The organism is Streptomyces sp. NPDC003456, assembly GCF_042878735.1.
GTDB lineage: Bacteria > Actinomycetota > Actinomycetes > Streptomycetales > Streptomycetaceae > Streptomyces.
Map to the genome: position 1 here is coordinate 479380 of NZ_JBIAOK010000001.1, position 15609 is coordinate 494988.

General features: G+C 70.9%; 17 protein-coding genes. 9 read left to right on the forward strand and 8 right to left on the reverse strand.

The features are described from left to right. Positions 1-19 precede the first annotated feature (19 nt). Complete coding sequence (locus tag ACFYWG_RS01750) at positions 20-1366, forward strand: hypothetical protein (protein WP_389198622.1); 1347 nt, start codon at positions 20-22, stop codon at positions 1364-1366. 78 nt (positions 1367-1444) lie between these two features. Here ACFYWG_RS01750 and ACFYWG_RS01755 read toward each other — a convergent pair whose 3' ends face one another. Both ACFYWG_RS01755 and ACFYWG_RS01760 read right to left on the reverse strand, forming a co-directional pair. Beyond that, positions 1445-2302: a pyridoxamine 5'-phosphate oxidase family protein gene (locus ACFYWG_RS01755; protein ID WP_389198624.1), complete on the reverse strand. Its 858-nt coding sequence runs from the start codon at positions 2300-2302 to the stop codon at positions 1445-1447. A gap of 47 nt (positions 2303-2349) precedes the next feature. Beyond that, complete coding sequence (locus ACFYWG_RS01760) at positions 2350-2811, reverse strand: VOC family protein (protein WP_376330825.1); 462 nt, start codon at positions 2809-2811, stop codon at positions 2350-2352. Positions 2812-2943: 132 nt separating this feature from the next. Between ACFYWG_RS01760 and ACFYWG_RS01765 the strand changes: the two genes are divergently transcribed. Together ACFYWG_RS01765 and ACFYWG_RS01770 are read left to right on the forward strand one after the other, a co-directional pair. Then, positions 2944-3492 (forward strand): CGNR zinc finger domain-containing protein, encoded by a 549-nt coding sequence (locus ACFYWG_RS01765; RefSeq protein ID WP_383505901.1) that lies wholly within the window; start codon positions 2944-2946, stop codon positions 3490-3492. Positions 3493-3650: 158 nt separating this feature from the next. Next, a complete protein-coding gene (locus ACFYWG_RS01770) occupies positions 3651-3842 on the forward strand; it encodes a hypothetical protein (protein WP_376330829.1) in 192 nt (63 codons plus the stop codon). Positions 3843-3928: 86 nt separating this feature from the next. Here ACFYWG_RS01770 and ACFYWG_RS01775 read toward each other — a convergent pair whose 3' ends face one another. Further along, positions 3929-4666 (reverse strand): VOC family protein, encoded by a 738-nt coding sequence (locus ACFYWG_RS01775; protein WP_389198627.1) that lies wholly within the window; start codon positions 4664-4666, stop codon positions 3929-3931. Between the two features lie 178 nt (positions 4667-4844). Between ACFYWG_RS01775 and ACFYWG_RS01780 the strand changes: the two genes are divergently transcribed. After that, the gene (locus ACFYWG_RS01780) at positions 4845-5396 is read left to right on the forward strand and encodes a YceI family protein (protein ID WP_385413633.1); all 552 of its coding nucleotides are present in this window, start codon (positions 4845-4847) and stop codon (positions 5394-5396) included. Between the two features lie 121 nt (positions 5397-5517). Here ACFYWG_RS01780 and ACFYWG_RS01785 read toward each other — a convergent pair whose 3' ends face one another. After that, complete coding sequence (locus ACFYWG_RS01785; RefSeq protein WP_389198630.1) at positions 5518-5850, reverse strand: glyoxalase superfamily protein; 333 nt, start codon at positions 5848-5850, stop codon at positions 5518-5520. A 474-nt stretch (positions 5851-6324) separates the two neighbouring features. Between ACFYWG_RS01785 and ACFYWG_RS01790 the strand changes: the two genes are divergently transcribed. Then, positions 6325-6717 carry a hypothetical protein gene (locus ACFYWG_RS01790; protein WP_383505891.1) on the forward strand — a complete coding sequence of 131 codons (393 nt, stop codon included), beginning with the start codon at positions 6325-6327 and terminating at the stop codon, positions 6715-6717. Between the two features lie 12 nt (positions 6718-6729). Here the strand turns inward: ACFYWG_RS01790 and ACFYWG_RS01795 are convergent, their stop codons facing one another. Further along, entirely contained in the window at positions 6730-7638 is a 909-nt protein-coding gene (locus tag ACFYWG_RS01795) for a transglutaminase domain-containing protein (RefSeq protein WP_389198633.1), read from the reverse strand. A 167-nt stretch (positions 7639-7805) separates the two neighbouring features. Between ACFYWG_RS01795 and ACFYWG_RS01800 the strand changes: the two genes are divergently transcribed. Next, on the forward strand, positions 7806-9314 hold the full coding sequence (locus ACFYWG_RS01800; RefSeq protein WP_389198635.1) for a DUF4246 domain-containing protein: 1509 nt from the start codon (positions 7806-7808) through the stop codon (positions 9312-9314). Between the two features lie 120 nt (positions 9315-9434). On the opposite strand, the gene ACFYWG_RS01805 is transcribed toward ACFYWG_RS01800, so the two are convergent. Next, positions 9435-10031, reverse strand: coding sequence for an NADPH-dependent F420 reductase (locus ACFYWG_RS01805; RefSeq protein ID WP_385413643.1), 597 nt, complete (start codon positions 10029-10031; stop codon positions 9435-9437). Positions 10032-10076: 45 nt separating this feature from the next. Beyond that, positions 10077-10910, reverse strand: coding sequence for an inositol monophosphatase family protein (locus ACFYWG_RS01810; RefSeq protein ID WP_389198638.1), 834 nt, complete (start codon positions 10908-10910; stop codon positions 10077-10079). Positions 10911-11047: 137 nt separating this feature from the next. Between ACFYWG_RS01810 and ACFYWG_RS01815 the strand changes: the two genes are divergently transcribed. Together ACFYWG_RS01815 and ACFYWG_RS01820 are read left to right on the forward strand one after the other, a co-directional pair. Next, positions 11048-11950, forward strand: a complete 903-nt coding sequence (locus ACFYWG_RS01815; RefSeq protein ID WP_389198640.1) for a LysR family transcriptional regulator — start codon at positions 11048-11050, stop codon at positions 11948-11950. A 433-nt stretch (positions 11951-12383) separates the two neighbouring features. Further along, positions 12384-13715 carry an FAD-binding oxidoreductase gene (locus ACFYWG_RS01820; RefSeq protein WP_389198642.1) on the forward strand — a complete coding sequence of 444 codons (1332 nt, stop codon included), beginning with the start codon at positions 12384-12386 and terminating at the stop codon, positions 13713-13715. A 192-nt stretch (positions 13716-13907) separates the two neighbouring features. Here the strand turns inward: ACFYWG_RS01820 and ACFYWG_RS01825 are convergent, their stop codons facing one another. After that, the gene (locus ACFYWG_RS01825; RefSeq protein ID WP_389198644.1) at positions 13908-14291 is read right to left on the reverse strand and encodes a hypothetical protein; all 384 of its coding nucleotides are present in this window, start codon (positions 14289-14291) and stop codon (positions 13908-13910) included. A 391-nt stretch (positions 14292-14682) separates the two neighbouring features. Here ACFYWG_RS01825 and ACFYWG_RS01830 point away from each other — a divergent pair, with 391 nt between their 5' ends. Beyond that, positions 14683-15597: a diiron oxygenase gene (locus ACFYWG_RS01830; protein WP_385413656.1), complete on the forward strand. Its 915-nt coding sequence runs from the start codon at positions 14683-14685 to the stop codon at positions 15595-15597. Positions 15598-15609: the final 12 nt, after the last annotated feature.

The window sequence follows — 15609 nt, forward strand, 5'->3', positions numbered from 1 at the left end:
CCGCCCTAGCGTTGCGCCGGTGAACCGCGCATCTGTTCGTGATCTGTGTTCCGCCGCCTTCGCCGCCCTGCTCGTGGCAGCGGCGGCCGTCGTGGGACGCCACATCGACGACTTCCGTGACACGTTGAGAGTCGGCTGGCCCCCGCTGCTGGCCCACTTCGACCCTCACGCCGGCCCCGGCACCCCCGCGGCCGTCCTCCTGGCGGCAGCCGGCGTGGCGGCCGGGCCGTGGGTGGCGGCCCGCCTGTCCTGGCGGTCCTTGGCCCTGGGCGCCTGGGCGGCGTCGATGGCGTGGATCTGGTCCCTGGCCCTGATCGACGGCCTGCACGACGGCGTCGCCGTCCGCCTGACGACGCGTCACGAGTACCTTCAGGTGATCGGCCGTTTCCATGACATCCCGGCAGCGCTGGACGAGTTCTCCCGGCACATCCTGCTGCACTCCCCCGACAACTGGCCCGCCCATGTCGCCGGTCACCCGCCCGCCGCCACCGTGACCTTCGTCCTGCTGGACAGGATCGGCCTGCACGGGGGCGGCTGGGCCGGGGCCTGGTGCATCACCGTGGGCGCCAGTGCCTGCGCGGCGGTGCTGGTCGCCGTGCGCGCGCTGGCCTCCGAAGACCTCGCGCGCCGAGCGGCTCCCTTCCTGGTGTTCGCTCCGGCCGCGGTGTGGATGGGCACGTCGGCCGACGCGTACTTCACGGCGGTGGCCGCGTGGGCCGTGGCCCTGCTGGCGGTGGCCGTCACCCGGCGCTCGGTCGGGGCCGCGGCGGCCTCCGGTCTGCTGTTCGGCCTCACGTGCTACCTCTCCTACGGCCTGACGCTGTTCGCCCTGATCGCCGCGAGCGTGCTGGTCCTGGGACGCCGTGCGCTGCGGGCCCGGCCCCTGCTGGTGGCGGCCCTCGCGGCGGGGGCGGCGGTCGTCCCCACGCTGTTCACGCTGGCCGGCTTCGACTGGTGGGAGGCGTACCGACTGCTGGTCACGCGGTACTACGAAGGGGCGGGAGGAGTCCGTCCGTACGGTTACTGGGTGTGGGCCAACCTGGCCTGCACGGTCGTGATCACCGGTCTCGCCACGTCCGCGGGTCTGGTCCGTGCCGCCGGCACGCCGACCCTGCTGCGGCGGGGCGCGGCGACGCCCGAGGACGTGGCCCGGGCCCGTCTCGCGCTCGTGGTGGGTTCCGCGTTCCTCGCGCTGCTCGTCGCCGACCTGTCCGGCATGAGCAAGGCGGAGACGGAACGCATCTGGCTGCCCTTCGCGGTGTGGCTGCTTCCCGCGTGCGCCTGCCTGACCGGGGCGCGCGCCTGGCTGTGCGCACAGGTGCTGGTCGCTCTGCTCGTCAACCACCTGCTGCACACCGGTTGGTGACGCGGGAACGCCGCAGTGCCACCGGCCCCCGAACGACCGGGTGCCCGGACGCGGCCGGAACCAAGACCCTGGAGCAGGTCACGCGTCCTTCCAGCGCAGGCCCGTGGCCCGGGGGGAATCCACCACGGCGCCGACGGTGAAACGGACGCACCGGGACCCGTCCTCGGTGAAGTCGATCCGCGCGCTGCCGGTGACCTGGAGGGTCCTGCCGGTCGTCCAGTCCAGGAACAGCAGGCCGGCCCGGGAGTCGGTGACGAGGTTGCCGAGCGTCAGGAACATGGCGTTGCCCGCATAGTCCGGCCAGACGATCTCATGGGCCGACTCGGCGCGCACGAAGCCGGCGTCACCGCCTCGGTGACTGGCCTCCGCCCCGTCGGGGGAGACCGTGGCGATGAAGAACGTGTCCGCGGCGGAGACGAACGCCCGCTGCTCCTGCGTGAGTGCGGTGCTCCCCCGCGCGCCGGGCGCGGTTTCCTCCCGGGAGGCGGCGGGGTGCAGCAGGTCGCGACGGCGGATGTGCTTGGGGCAGTTCGCGAAGACCTGGCGGGCTTCGACGGCGATTCCGCGGGCCGTGGGGCGAGCGGTCCCGTTGAGCCGCATGCGGCGGCGCGTGCGCGGGTCGAGGGCGAGGGTCCCGACGGCGGTGCCCTCCTGCGCCAGGACCTTGGCGAGCGGATCGCCGGCGGAAGGCTCCCCGAGCACCGAGACCGACGTGGGCCCGGTGGCCCGTACGAAACCTGCCGGGCCGGTCAGGAGCGACGCCCAGACCTCGCCGTTCTCGTCGGCCGCACCGATGACGAGCATCGGTTGCAGTTCGAGGAACGCGGCGGCCACCGGCTTGATGCCGGACCCGATCGACCGGCCGACATGATCCGCGACCTCGGTGAGGCCGAGCCATTGCTGCACCTGACGCGAGCCGGGGCGGTAGGTGTCCACGATCTCCTCCTGTGGGTGGGTCCGGGGCCGGGAGTGCGACCGCAGGCTCAGAAGAAGCCGCAGGTCGGCGTCTCGGCGCTGGGCGCGGAGGTGTGGTCCACGCCGGTCGGGGCGTAGATCTCCAGCCGGACGCCGTCGGGGTCGTAGAAGAAGATCCCGCCGGAGGACGCGCCTTCGTCGTGGGCGACCACGCCGTCGTGCGCGAAGCGGGCCCCGTGGCGGAGCAGCGAGTCCTCCAGCGACCGGACCTCGTCGACGTGGTCGACCTCGAACGACAGGTGGTGCAGACCGGCGCGACCGGGCTCGTAGCCGTCCCCGGCCTGCTGCCAGAGCGTGAGAACGAGCCGGCCGCCGCGCGCGAGGAAGGCGAAGCGCTCGTCGCCGTGCGCCTCCGTGCTCTCCCTCACGACGTCGAAGCCCAGGACGTCCCGGTAGAAGCGCAGGGACCGGTCGAGGTCCGTGACGTTGACGCCCACATGCCCTGTACGGAGTCCCTCGGCGACCGTCATGGACACACCCCTCTCGTCTCGCGGCAGCCGCCCTTTGCGGCTAACCGTTTAACGAGACTTTAAGGGTTAGACGGAGGGCGTGCAACCGTTGAAGTACGATTGAGGGGTTAGACGGAGTGAGAAGGTGAGTCAGTGAGTACGTCCACCGCACGCGATCCGCGCCCCCTCGTGGGCGAACCCACCGCCCTGGATCTGCTGAACACCCGCTGGGTGGAGGACGGGGTGGAGCACGACCTGCTCACCGATACCCGGGGGCTCGCGATCTGGCTGGCGAGCAATGCACTCGACGCGCGGTTCACCGCGGACGAGGCGGCTCTCGAGCACCTCCTGGCGGCCCGCGCCGCGATCGCGTCGGCGGTGGACCGGCCCGGGGACGCTCAGGGGGCGTCCGGTGTGGACGCGATCCTCGAGTTCGGCTGCGTACGGCCCACCCTGACGGCCGACGGGCCCGGCGAGGTCACGCGGTTCCCGGACCCCGCGTGGGGCCCGGCCTGGACCGCCGCCTACTCCTACCTGCACCTGCTGCGCGCCCCGGACCGGATCCGCGCCTGCGCGCACCCCTCCTGCGTACTGCACTTCTTCGACACGTCGCGCAACGGCACGCGTCGCTGGTGCTCGATGGCCGTGTGCGGCAACCGCGCCAAGGCGTCACGGCATCACGCCAGGTCACGCGGGAACTGACCGCCTGACACGAGGACGAGGCCGGTCTGCGGCCGGCAACCGGAAACCGGTGATCGACCGTCCCCTTGGCCCGATCCGTCGACGACGCCGTGCGTCACCCTCGGCTCCCTGGGCACTCGGTCCTCCGGAGTTCGCACCACCAGGAGGAGGTTCGTGGCATGCCCAATCCGCAGCAGCCGGAGATTCGGCGCAACGACAAGGGAGCCGCCACCCCCGAGGACAGTCAGCAGTTGAAGGCGGCCCAGTCGGGCGGCGGTGGAGGCGGCACCCCGCACGGCACCGACAAGGGCGACAAGGGTGGAGGAGAGGGCGGCGGAGTGCCTCCGGCGCAGCAGCCCGACCACCCCTGAGTCCTCAGCACCGCCCTGCCGGACGGCCCCGAGCGGGGCCGTTCGGTGCGTTCGGGGCCCTCGGCCGTCAGCGGCGGAACGCCTGGTCAGCCCCGGCCCAGGACGCAGAACTCGTTGCCCTCCGGGTCGGCCAGGACGATCCAGGAGACGTCTCCCTGACCCACGTCGGCCCGTGTGGCGCCGAGGCGTTCGAGCCGGGCGACCTCCTTCAGCTGGTCCCCGACGGGGTCGGACATGACATCGAGGTGGATGCGGCTGCGCACGACCTTGTCGTCCGGCGTCCGCCGGAACTCCAGGAACGGCCCGACGCCCTGGGCGGAACGCAGCAGGGCCCGGTCGTCGGTCAGCTCGTGGACGGTCCAGCCGACCGCCTCGCCCCAGAACCGGACCATGGCCCGCGGATCGGCGCAGGCGACGACCACCGCAGCTATGGGCCCGGTGTCCCGGTACAGCTCCCGGGGCTCCAGGACGGTGAACACGTTGCCTTCGGGGTCGGCCATCATCGTCCACGGCACATCACCCTGGCCCACGCCGACCGGCATCGCCCCGAGGTCCCCGAGGCGCTCGATCAACCCGGCCCGATGGGTGTCGGAGGCGGTGGCGAGCTCCAGGTGCACGCGGTAGCGCACCGATTCCGGGTCCGGAACGCGGACGAGATCGACGCAGACGGCGGACGGGTCCGGCCAGTCGAAGCCCACCGGTTCCAGGTTGGTGACCCCCGGTCCTTCACTCGAGGCCCCCCAGCCGAGCGCCTCGGCCCAGAACCGGCCGAGCGCCGAGTCGTCCCCCGCCTTGAAGTTCACCTGAACGAGTTCCAGCGTCATGGTGCGTACCCTACGGGCCCTCCCGTGGCGCTCGACCGCCCCGGGATCACCGGTCAGGGTGCATTCGTCCGCGGCTGTGCGCGTTGGGCGGAGCAGGAATCGCCGTCGCCCCTAGCGTGGGTCGGCAATGATCCTGTCGGCCCGCCGTCGGATCCGGACCCTACGGAGGTTCCTCACCATGACTGTTCCGATCCCCGAGCTCACCGGGGACTACGTCCTCGACCCGGCCCACACCCGGATCGGCTTCGTCGCCCGCCACGCCATGGTCACCAAGGTGCGCGGCGCCTTCCACGAGTTCGAGGGCACCGCCCATCTGGACGGCGCCGATCCCACCCGCTCCAGCGGGGAGGTGGTCATCAAGGCGCAGAGCATCGACACGGGCGTCGAGCAGCGCGACCAGCACCTGCGCACCAACGACTTCCTGGACGCTCCGAACCACCCGGACATCGTCTTCCGCACCACCAGGGTCGAGAAGCTGTCCGACGCCGAGTACCGGGTCACCGGCGACCTCACCATCAAGGACGTGACCAAGCCGGTCACCATCGACTTCGAGTACACCGGCAACGCCGTCGACCCCTTCGGCAACCTGCGCGTCGGCCTGGAGGGCTCGGTGACCATCTCGCGCAAGGAGTTCGGCGTGACCTGGAACGCGGCGCTGGAGGGCGGCGGCGTACTCGTCGGCGACAAGATCGTCCTGGAGTTCGACATCTCCGCGATCAAGCAGGGTTAGCGGCTGCACGAGTCCCGCCGGCGCATCTTCCTTCCCGTGCGCACGGGCAGCGACCACGCGGCGCGGTCCTCGCCGGGGCCGCGCCGCCGGGACGCTCTCGACTCCCGGCCGGCGAGGGCCCTCATGCGACGGGCGTGCCGATCCGCAGCCGATTGCCGTCGGGGTCCCGCAGTTCGATCTCACGCGCCCACGGGGCGTCGTCCACCGGTACGCCGAACTCGCGGGCGACGGCGTCCACATCCCGTACCCGGAGACAGACCAACGTGTCGGGGCGGGCGTCGCCCAGGTGCTCCGACAGGAACAACCGCATCTCGCCCCGACTCACCTCGACGAACGCCGGCAGTCCCGGCTCGAAGCGGTGTTCCCACTGCCGTGAGAAGCCCAGGCGCTCGTACCAGGCGACCGCCGCCGCAGCGTCCTCGACGCGGAGAACGGGAATGACGTCCTCGTCCATGGCGCCATCGTCGCAGACCAGGCATCGCCCACTGGGCGGGATCCACTCGCCCGGGCGCCCCCCCCCCGTTCCATGAGCTCGACGTACTCCTCAGCCCTCAAAGGGCAGGCCGTACTTGGGCTTTTCTCCAGGCGTGGGAAAAGATGTCATGTGGCAAGCGATTTCCCGCCCGGCGCAGTAGTGTGTGCGTGGTTACTCACGATCGTTCCTGTCGCTCTGCTTTCGTAAGACCTTCACGGAATGACCGGTCGGGGCCCTGCTCGGGAGGGCGCGCCCTACCGTCCCGGGCCGTCGCGCGCTGCTGCCGCACGGGCCGGGCGCCGGCACCGGCCGGCGCGATCGAGAGGCTCCACCGGCAGCGGTGGTTCTCGCCATCCGCTGCAGGACGCTACGCACCGCCTTGGTTGATCGGATGGGGGGCCAGCTATGCCTTGGGGGCGGAGACGAAGAAGGTCTGCACCCGCACCACGAGCAGTGACGGATCAGCGGGCGTTCGAACTGGCCCACGCCGACTACCGGATGCTGACCCGGGTGATCGAGCACGCCAGGGAGCGTTTGGAGTCGGCCGGCGACGCGGACGCCCGGACGATCCGCAACGCCAGCGGGGCGGAGGTGCTCCCCGTCCTCTACGCCCGCGCCGGCGCCGCACTCGCCTCCGGCGCTGAGGGTGTCCCGATGCTCGTCAGCGAGATCCGCCACGTCGAGGCCGCCGTGCTCAACCTGCAGTCCTACGGCGGGCACGAGACCGTACTGTGCGAGGGGCACAGCCTGTTGCAGCGGCTGGCCGTGCTCGCCCAGGAGGCACGGACCGGACGCACGGTGGACGGAGTCCTGCGACTCCCCCATCCGCAAGCTCCGTGCGGATGAGGTGGCGGGCCTCTACTGCTCCTTCGGCACTCCGGTACGAGCTCCCGCGGCCCAGCGTCCCAGAATCGGTTCGGCCAGCACCCTGGCCGCCGGGCAGAGGGTCTGGCCGTATCGCGCGAAGAGCTCGTCGCGGGAACCGAAGCGGCCGAGATCCGCGACGACGTAGGACGACAGGTCGCAGGTTCTCGCGTCGACGCGCTCGCCGGTCCCCGTGCCGGTGCCCACAGTTGCGGCGTCCTCGGTGATCGTCGCGGTCGGGCAGACGGTGACTCCGTCCCAGTCGAGCGCTGTTCGCGACAGTGCCTCGAACAGCGTCTCCGATCCGCTGTTGCTGAATCCGCCGCCTGCCTCTCGACTCAACCGGTTCAGGTCACCGAAGATCTCGGACGCCGTCAACCAGCGCTCGCGTACCTGGCCGCCCTCACACCTGCCGTGCGTGGCCGCCTCGGCCTCCGCCTCGACGAGGAACTCCGGCCAAGCCAGCACCACGCAGTCGGGCACGATCTGCCGCATGCGCGGGAAGCGCGGGTACCAGAACGCTCCGTCCAGCAGCAGGCCCCGGACCCGGGTGGCGATGCCGCTCGCCCTGGCCACCGCCTCCAGCACCGCGAGCCGCTGGCTGCACGAACCGCGGCCCCGGCGCAGCACCTCGGACACCGGTCGCTCGTCCTGCACGGAGTAGACCGGGCGCACCGCGCTCGTGATCGCCCGGTGGGCCCGCCGGAGGGTGTCGAGTCGTTCACCGGCCCGGGAGCCGACTTCTCGATCTTCGAGAACCCCCGCAGCGCCGATGCTGCGGACCAGGGTCGCGACACGGTCGTCGGTCCAGTCGAGTACGGCCGTCGGAGCCGTACTCCCCATGGCGTCCGGTGCGGCGTCGACGGGGACGCGTCTCTTCGGCGTCAGCAGCGAACTCGTCATGGCACTCGTCCCTCCCCTGCCGGGTGCGGCGCACCCTGGCCGGTCCATCTTCGCAGACGATTTGAACGCGTTCAACTTTTCAGGCCGAAGCGGTCCTTCGCCCGGCGGTGTCAGTGAGCTGACGTATCCTTCCCGCCACCGCACACCGACTCGAAGGATCAAGGCACTTGACCAGCTCGTCCGCGTTCGCGCTGCCCTTTCACGCGTCCCGTTCCCTGCCGTTCGCCACGCCCCGGACCGTGCGGGAGCTGCAGATGATGGAGTGCAGCGCACACATACGGGCGAAGCCGGGGTGGTTCGACAAGATGACCGATCCCGGCATCGTCGCGAAGTGGACGCGGGAAGCGGTCGCCCAGGGTCTGACCGAAGCGCAGGTCCGCTACGTCATGGCCGAACTCGCGCACTACGCCGCGCTGCGCGACGAGCGAAGCGGCATCGAAGTCTCCGCCGTGGACGGAGTGTGGCAGTCGGACGCCTTGGTCGACGACGCCCTCAGGTCGCGGTTGCGGGATGCCGTCAAGGTGCTCGAAGAGGTGCCCGAGGCAGAGCTGGACTGGCATCCGGGATCCGCCGGCCAGGTTCTCGATCTGGTGCATCCTTCGCTGTTCTGCCTGGTCAGGGGAGTCAGCGGCGCACCCGAAGAGGCTTGGCAGAACCCGACGGACCGCTACTCGCAGCACGAATTCTCGGAACGCTTCCAATGGCTTCCCACGGACGTCGACGTCAGTGACGACGGACAGGTCACCTTCCGTTCGTACGTCAACAACGTCCATCCCGAGAAGCACGGGGAACTGGCCGCCGTCCTGCCGGACCTGGTCGCGCGCATGCGCCCGCTCTGGGAGAACGTGCTCACCGACCTGCGCCAGCCGCGACCCCTGCGGATCGAGGCCGATCCGTACGGATGGTACGAATCGAAGCCGATGTATCCCCACAAGGACGACTTCAGCGACGAGGCGGCCTACTCGGAGGCCTGTCGAGCGTGGGAGCAGGCCCTTGACGACTGGTGGGAGAACCGCCGCCCGGTCGTCCCGGACGCCCCCGCGTTCACGCCCCCCGAGCCGCCGGAGCCCTCGGCCCGGGTCGACCTGCGCGGCCGCGGCCTCCAGGTCATCGTCAAACTCGCCACCGTTCACCTCACGCCCGAGAACCCTGAGTACCCCGGTGGTTCCTGGCACGTCGAGGGCATGCTGAACGAGCGGATCGTGTCGACCGGCATCTACTACTGGGACAGCGACAACATCACCGAGAGCCGGCTGAGTTTCCGCACGGCACTCGACGACCCGGACTACGAGCAGAACGACGACGACGGCCTGCGCGAGGTCTACGGCCTGGAGGACGAGGACGCGCTGAACCAGGTGCTCGGATCGGCCGCGACTCCGGCGGGCCGCTGCCTGGCCTTCCCCAACATCCTGCAGCACCGGGTGGGATCGTTCCGCCTGGAGGATCCCGCGCGGCCGGGTCACCGCAAGATCCTCGCGTTCTTCCTCGTGGATCCGTTGCGACGAATCGTTTCGACGTCCGACGTTCCCCCGCAGCAACCGTGGTCCGCCACCTCCACCATGACGCTCGACGACGCCAAGCGATACCGCGAGGAACTCATGCAGGAGCGCAAGTTCTTCGTCGCCGAGCACAACGAGCAGCTCTACGAACGCGAATTCTCCCTCTGCGAGCACTGAGCCCGCGGAGTGCGCCACCCGTCGGCTCCCCTCGATGCGGTGACGTCGACCCGCCTCGACCTGGCGCCTTCACCGCCGTGCGCCACCCGGCCGTCCGGCCACCCGGCCATCCGGAGCAGGTCAGCGGGCGATGGAGACGGCGAAGGGCGTGAACCCGGTGGAACGGATCACGTGCGGCACGAACAGGACCGCCGCCTCCGCAGCCCGCGCCGTCTCGATGCCACCCAGGTCGGTGATCCACGCGTCGCGCCATCCCAGGTCCCCCAGGAGCCCTCGCACCACGCGTTTGGCTCCCGGTTCGTCACCGGAAAGAAACACTGTCGGCGCCTGCGCGAGCGTCGCGGGTGAGGTCATCACCGTGAACAGCATCGTGTTGAGCGTCTTGACGACGTGCGTGCCGGGGAGCGCTTCCTGGAGATGCTCGGCGAGGCTCGAGCCGGGGTAGATCAGGTCGGTCGGCAGTCCGTCCGGTCCGTCGGTGGTGGCGTTGGAGACATCGACGAGGATTTTGCCCTGCAACTCCTCGCGCAGCGCCGAGAGGCGTTCCAGCGAGCCGGCGCCCGGTGTGGCGTTGATGACGAGGCGAGCACTCAGGGCGACATCGGCGGCGGAGCCCGGCGAGCGGTCCGCCACGCCGACCTGGTGCCCGGCGCGGGTGAGCGCCGTGGCCAGGCTGCCGCCGACGCGGCCGTTTCCCAGTATGCCGATCGTGGTCATGAGGATCTGTCCTTCCGCTGCTGTGCTCACGGTGGTCGTGAACGGCTACTTCGAGAGCGTGGTGACGGCTTCCGCGTGTACGCCCGGTGCGGCGGCCAGGAAACTGTCGCTGCCGGGCGTCCAGGGGCGGCCTTCGGCGTCGGAGATCCGTCCGCCGGCCTCGGCGACCAGCAGCGCCCCGGGCAGCAGGTCCGCGCGGGCCCCGGCAAACTGCCAGAAGGCGTCGATCCGTCCGGCGGCCACGTTCAGCAGGTGGAGTGTGGCGGGCACCGACGTACGTACGACGAGCGCGTCGAAGAGCATCGCGGTGATCGAATCGCCGATACGGCGCACGACATTCTCGTCTTCGTCGGGCCTTGCCTGGCTCGTGGCCACCAGCGCGAGGGTGAGGTTCGCTGTGAGGGCAACGCGGAGCGGCCGGCCGTTCACGTGGGCTCCGCCGCCCGCGAGCGCGGTGTAGGTCTCACCGGTCAGCGGCAGGTGCACGGCGGTGAGCACCGGTTGGTTGTCGCGTACGAGGGTCGCCGTGACTGCCCAGTCCGGCAGGGCGTGCAGGTGATTGACGTTGCCCTCGGCCGGATCAACGATCCACCACTCGCCGTTCGGGAGGGCCCCGCCTGCGAGTTTGTCCTCGACCCAGCCCGCGACCGGGCGCACCTCCGCCAGACGGGGGCGCAGTATGTCCAGGGCCGCCTTGTCGTTGGCGGCGAGTGCCCGCATCAGCTCCTCGCGGGTGTCGTAGGGGACGACGTCGCCGAAGCGCTCGCGCAGGGCCGAGCCCGCAGCGTTCACCGCGAGCACGGTCCGGGCGAGCAGGTCCTCATCCGATGCGAGGGGGGTGGAGGCGCTACCGGTGCTCTGGTCCGTCGGTTCGGGCATGGCGGTACTCCCGTCGAGAACTGGGGGGTGTAGGCGTCGACTCGGGCGCTGCACGTGTGCTTGATGCCCGCACGTCGAAGGTAGGGAGCCGGATCATTAACAGCAAGTGCATGTGATGCACGGCTAGGATGACTGTCATGCAACTGGACCTGAATCTGCTCACCGCGCTCGATGCCCTGCTGGAGGAAGGCAGTGTGACGGCGGCCGCCGACCGCCTGCATGTCACCGCGCCCGCCATGAGCCGGAGCCTCGGTCGGCTGCGGCGCGCGACGGGGGATCAGATCCTGGTGCGCACGGGGCGCACGATGACTCCGACGCCGTACGCGATCGCCGTCCGGGAACAGGTCCATGAGCTGCTGCAGCAGGTGCACGGCGTCCTGGCGCCGAGCCGGGAACTGGACCTCCGCACGTTGGAGCGCACCTTCACCCTCCGCTGGCACGACGCACTGGTCGCCGTGAGCGGCCCGGCGCTCCTCGCGGCCGTGCGGGAGCAGGCGCCCGGCGTGCGACTGCGGTTCCTCGCGGAATCGAGTACCGACACCCCCGAGCTGCGTCGCGGCGAGGTCGACCTGGAGGCGAACGCGAACCGCCCGAGTGCTTCCGACATCCGCGCGGAGCAGGTCGCCGACACCGGTCATGTCCTCGTCGTGCGAGCGGAACACCCCTTCGCCCGCCGGAAGTCCGTCACCGCCGCCGCCTACGCCGCCGCCGAGCACATCACCGTCTCCCGGCGCGGACGGCTGACCAACGCCCTCGACGGCGCTCTGGCACAGCTCGGCCTGGCACGCCGCGTGGTGGTGAGCGCACCGACCGAGGCGGCCGCGTTCGCGTTCGTACAGGGCTCCGACCTCCTCCTCACGGCCCCGGAGTCCACGACCCGCGCGGTGGCCGCCCGCCTCGGTCTGGCGCTGATCCCCTTGCCCCTCGACCTGCCCCGGGCACGCGTCTACCTGTCGTGGCACCAGCGGTACGACACGGACCCCGCACACACCTGGCTGCGCGGCCTGGCACGCACCGCCCTCACGGGTTCGCCCGGCTGACCCGTTCGAGGGTGCGAAGACCGCTTCAGGCTCAAGGCGCTGATCATTTCGTCCAGGACCAGGTAGAGCGCGTGCTGTGCTGTGATCGGCGTGCTCCCGAAAGCCCCTCGGTCATCGCCAGGCACCGCTCCGCATGGTCGGCAGCGACGCCGGTCCGGGAGATGTCGGCCGCTGCTTGTCGATGGGAGTCGGGGTGTGACGCCGTCGCCCGAGGTCAGGCAGGGCGGATCAACACCGTCCCGCCGCGATGCGCCCGTCTCCACCCCGGCTTAGGTTGGGAGACGGGCAGCTCGCACCGGGAGAGGTGAGACCCATGGCGAGCGGGCAGGCAGAGGCACAGACACCGGCACAAACACAGGCACAGGCAGAGCCACAGGCACAGACACATGAGCACGCACTGACCGAGCGGCTCCGCTCCTCGCTGCACGGTGAGGTGATCGATCGCGCCCACCCCGGTTACGACGAGGCGCGCGCCGTGTGGAACGGGTTGATCGACCGTCGGCCTGCGGTGGTGGCCCGGTGCTCCGGGACGGCCGACGTCGTCGAAGCGGTGGCGGCCGCACGCGACCACCGACCGGTCGTGAGCATCCGCGGCGGTGGGCACCAGGTCGCCGGGAGCGCCGTGTGCGACGACGGCCTGGTGATCGACCTGTCCGGCATGAAAGGCGTGCACGTCGATCCGACGACCCGCACGGCACGCGCCCAAGCGGGCGTGACCTGGGGGGACTTGGATCGTGAGACGCAGGTGCACGGACTGATCACGCCCGGCGGGGAGATCTCGGCGACCGGGATCGCGGGTCTCACGCTCGGCGGCGGCTTCGGCTTCGTGATGCGGACGTTCGGACTGAGCTGCGACAGCGTGCGCTCGCTGGAGATCGTGACGGCGGACGGCAGGGTGCGCACCGTGGACCGGGAGCAAGAGCCCGACCTCTTCTGGGCCTCGCGCGGCGGAGGACGAGGCCTGGGCGTCGTGACGTCCTTCGAGTTCGGCCTCCACGCACTCGGCCCGGAAGTGGCCGGAGTGCTGGTCCTCCACCCGTACGAGCACGCCGAGCAGGTGCTGCGGGCCTGGCGCGACGCCACGTACGCCGCGCCGAGGACGGTCACACCCGAACTGCTGCTGTGGAGCGTTCCCGCCGACCCCGCGATCCCGCCGGAGCTGCACCGTGTGAACTGCGTGATGGTCGGCGCCGTGTACGGCGGGCCCCCGGGCGACGGCGCCACCGCCGCGCTGGCCCCTCAGCGACAACTGGGGCCGCCCCTGTTGGATTTGAGCGGTTCCCTGCCGTACGTCATGCTGCAGGGCGCGAACACCTGGCGGTTCCCCGACGGCGAGCGCTACTTCATGAAGTCGCACTTCATGGAGGAGCTGACGGACGAGGCGATCCGGACGCTGCTCGACTGGGACTCCCGGCGGCCGACACCCGAGAGCCTGATCGTCGTGCGCACGCTCGGCGGCGCTGTGGCCGACGTGGACCCGGACGACAGCGCGTTCGCGCACCGGTCCGCCCGCTTCAACGTCAGCATCGACGCGGGCTGGCAGGATCCGGCGATGGACGAGGCGGCGATCGCATGGGCGCGCTCGGCCTGGGAGGCGATGAAGCCGTTCTCGAGCGGGGGGACGTACGTCAACTTCGCCGGTCTCGCGGAGGACGCCGGCGAGCTGCGGGGCGCGGTGTTCGGCTCCCACGAGGAGCGGCTGGAGCGCACGCGCGCGGCCTACGACCCGGAGGGCCTGTTCGCACCGGCCGCACGCATGCCGTGATGGCAAGGCCGAGCCGTCGCCCGTCAACCCGCTGGACGGCCTGCCGGGAGACGCCGAGCCGCCGGACGGCCTGCGGGGCGGTCATCGGCCGGCCGGACAGCGCGCTGAGCACCTGCCACCGCTCCCGGGTCTGCCCCTCGGCCGCCTCGATGCACCAGGCGGGTCCGTCGCCGCCGGGTGCGGGCGGATCCGTCAGCAGGAGCTGCTGCAGGACGAGGAACTGCTGCCGCACGAGGACGAGCTGCTCCCACAGGACGAGGAACTGCTGCCGCAGGACGAGGAGCCGCTGCCCGAGCAGCCGCTGGAGGAGCTGTCGCCGCCTGCCGTCCACCAGGACGAGTCGTCGACCCCGCTGCCGTGGTGGTGCACCGCCGACGCGCCGGACCCACCGCCGCCGACGCCGTAAGCGCTGCCGGCCGTCCCCGCGCGGCGCCCCGCCGCGCCGCCCGCACCGTGTGCGGTTGCCCGTGCACTCAGGTCGTTCCAGGCGCGGCGCCACGCCCGGCGCACCCACCAGGTCACGAGCGTGACGACCACCAGGGCGAACCCGCCCACCACCAAGAATGCGATCAACACAGCGTCCCCCTTACGCCGGGCCGCGCCCGGATTGCCCGCAGTATGCCCGGCCTGGGGGCGACCTGCGGCACCGCTTGAGCAAGTCCAGAGCTTCGGTGCCGGTGTAGCACGCGGCGACGGCGAGGAGCCGCCGGAGCGGCGGCGTCTTCCGGAAGAAGCACTTCTTACTGAGGGGTAGGCCCGGCTGGGTTCCTTGTTATACATTCCGTCTAACAAGAGGGGCCCGAGCGGTGACCCGTGCCGCACGCCGCCCCAGGGCCGCGTCCTGTCCGGCGGCGGCTCCGCCCACCCCGCGGAGACCCTCCGGGCCCCGGGACCGCCCCGGTAGAACCCCGATGACATGCGCAACGGACGGATGCGGTCCGTCACTCGAGACCGAGGAGTTGAGAGCATGGCAAGCAGCACGGCCCAGCCGCGAGCGGAGCGCGACACCCAGGCCGGTGGAGTCGCCGGCCGACTGCTGGACTCGGCCGCGAAACTCTCCTACGACCCCGTGACCGAGGTGGACTGGGAGACCCCGCTCGACAAGGACTTCCACGGCGCCAGCCCGGAATGGAGCACGCTGTACGGGACTTCGTACTGGGACGAACTGTCCGAGGCGCAGCGCAAGGAGCTGACCCGGCAGGAAGCCGCCTCCGTGGCCAGCACGGGCATCTGGTTCGAGATGATCCTCCAGCAGCTGATCCTCCGGGACATCTACGCCAAGGACCCGACCGACGACACGGTCCAGTGGGCGCTGACCGAGATCGCGGACGAGTGCCGGCACTCGATCATGTTCGCCCGCGGCGCCGAGAAGCTCGGGGCGCCGGCCTACCGGCCCCGCCGCCTGGCGGTCGAACTGGGCCGGGCCTTCAAGACGTTGGCGTTCGGCGAAGCCGCTTACGCGGCCATCCTCGTCGCCGAGGAGGTCCTCGACGTCATGCAGCGCGACTGGATGCGGGACGAGCGGGTCGTGCCGTTCGTCAGGACCATCAACAACATCCATGTGGTGGAGGAGTCCCGCCACATGAAGTTCGCCCGCGAGGAGACGCGGCAGCACCTGGCGAAGGCGGGCCGGGTCCGCCGGCACCTCCACGCGTTCGTGATCGCCGTGGCGGCGTACGTCATCGTCACGAGCATGGTGAACGAGTCCGTCTACGCCAACGCCGGGCTCGACCCCGAGCGGGCACTCGCCGAGGCGCGCGGCAACGAGCACCACAAGGCGATGATGCGCTCCAGCTGCGCCGGCCTGATGGAGTTCCTGGCCTCGGCGCGGCTGCTGACCAAGCCGGCCCTGGCGTTCTACCGGCGTGCCCACCTGATCTGACCGACCCACCGG

What these genes read in the sequence shown, in the direction of transcription:
- ACFYWG_RS01760 (WP_376330825.1), bottom strand. Translation starts at nt 2,811, where the DNA reads ATGACGGTCGCCGAGGGACTCCGTACAGGGCATGTGGGCGTCAACGTC.
- ACFYWG_RS01770 (WP_376330829.1), top strand. Translation starts at nt 3,651, where the DNA reads ATGCCCAATCCGCAGCAGCCGGAGATTCGGCGCAACGACAAGGGAGCC.
- ACFYWG_RS01775 (WP_389198627.1), bottom strand. Translation starts at nt 4,666, where the DNA reads ATGACGCTGGAACTCGTTCAGGTGAACTTCAAGGCGGGGGACGACTCG.
- ACFYWG_RS01780 (WP_385413633.1), top strand. Translation starts at nt 4,845, where the DNA reads ATGACTGTTCCGATCCCCGAGCTCACCGGGGACTACGTCCTCGACCCG.
- ACFYWG_RS01785 (WP_389198630.1), bottom strand. Translation starts at nt 5,850, where the DNA reads ATGGACGAGGACGTCATTCCCGTTCTCCGCGTCGAGGACGCTGCGGCG.
- ACFYWG_RS01795 (WP_389198633.1), bottom strand. Translation starts at nt 7,638, where the DNA reads ATGACGAGTTCGCTGCTGACGCCGAAGAGACGCGTCCCCGTCGACGCC.
- ACFYWG_RS01805 (WP_385413643.1), bottom strand. Translation starts at nt 10,031, where the DNA reads ATGACCACGATCGGCATACTGGGAAACGGCCGCGTCGGCGGCAGCCTG.
- ACFYWG_RS01810 (WP_389198638.1), bottom strand. Translation starts at nt 10,910, where the DNA reads ATGCCCGAACCGACGGACCAGAGCACCGGTAGCGCCTCCACCCCCCTC.
- ACFYWG_RS01815 (WP_389198640.1), top strand. Translation starts at nt 11,048, where the DNA reads ATGCAACTGGACCTGAATCTGCTCACCGCGCTCGATGCCCTGCTGGAG.
- ACFYWG_RS01830 (WP_385413656.1), top strand. Translation starts at nt 14,683, where the DNA reads ATGGCAAGCAGCACGGCCCAGCCGCGAGCGGAGCGCGACACCCAGGCC.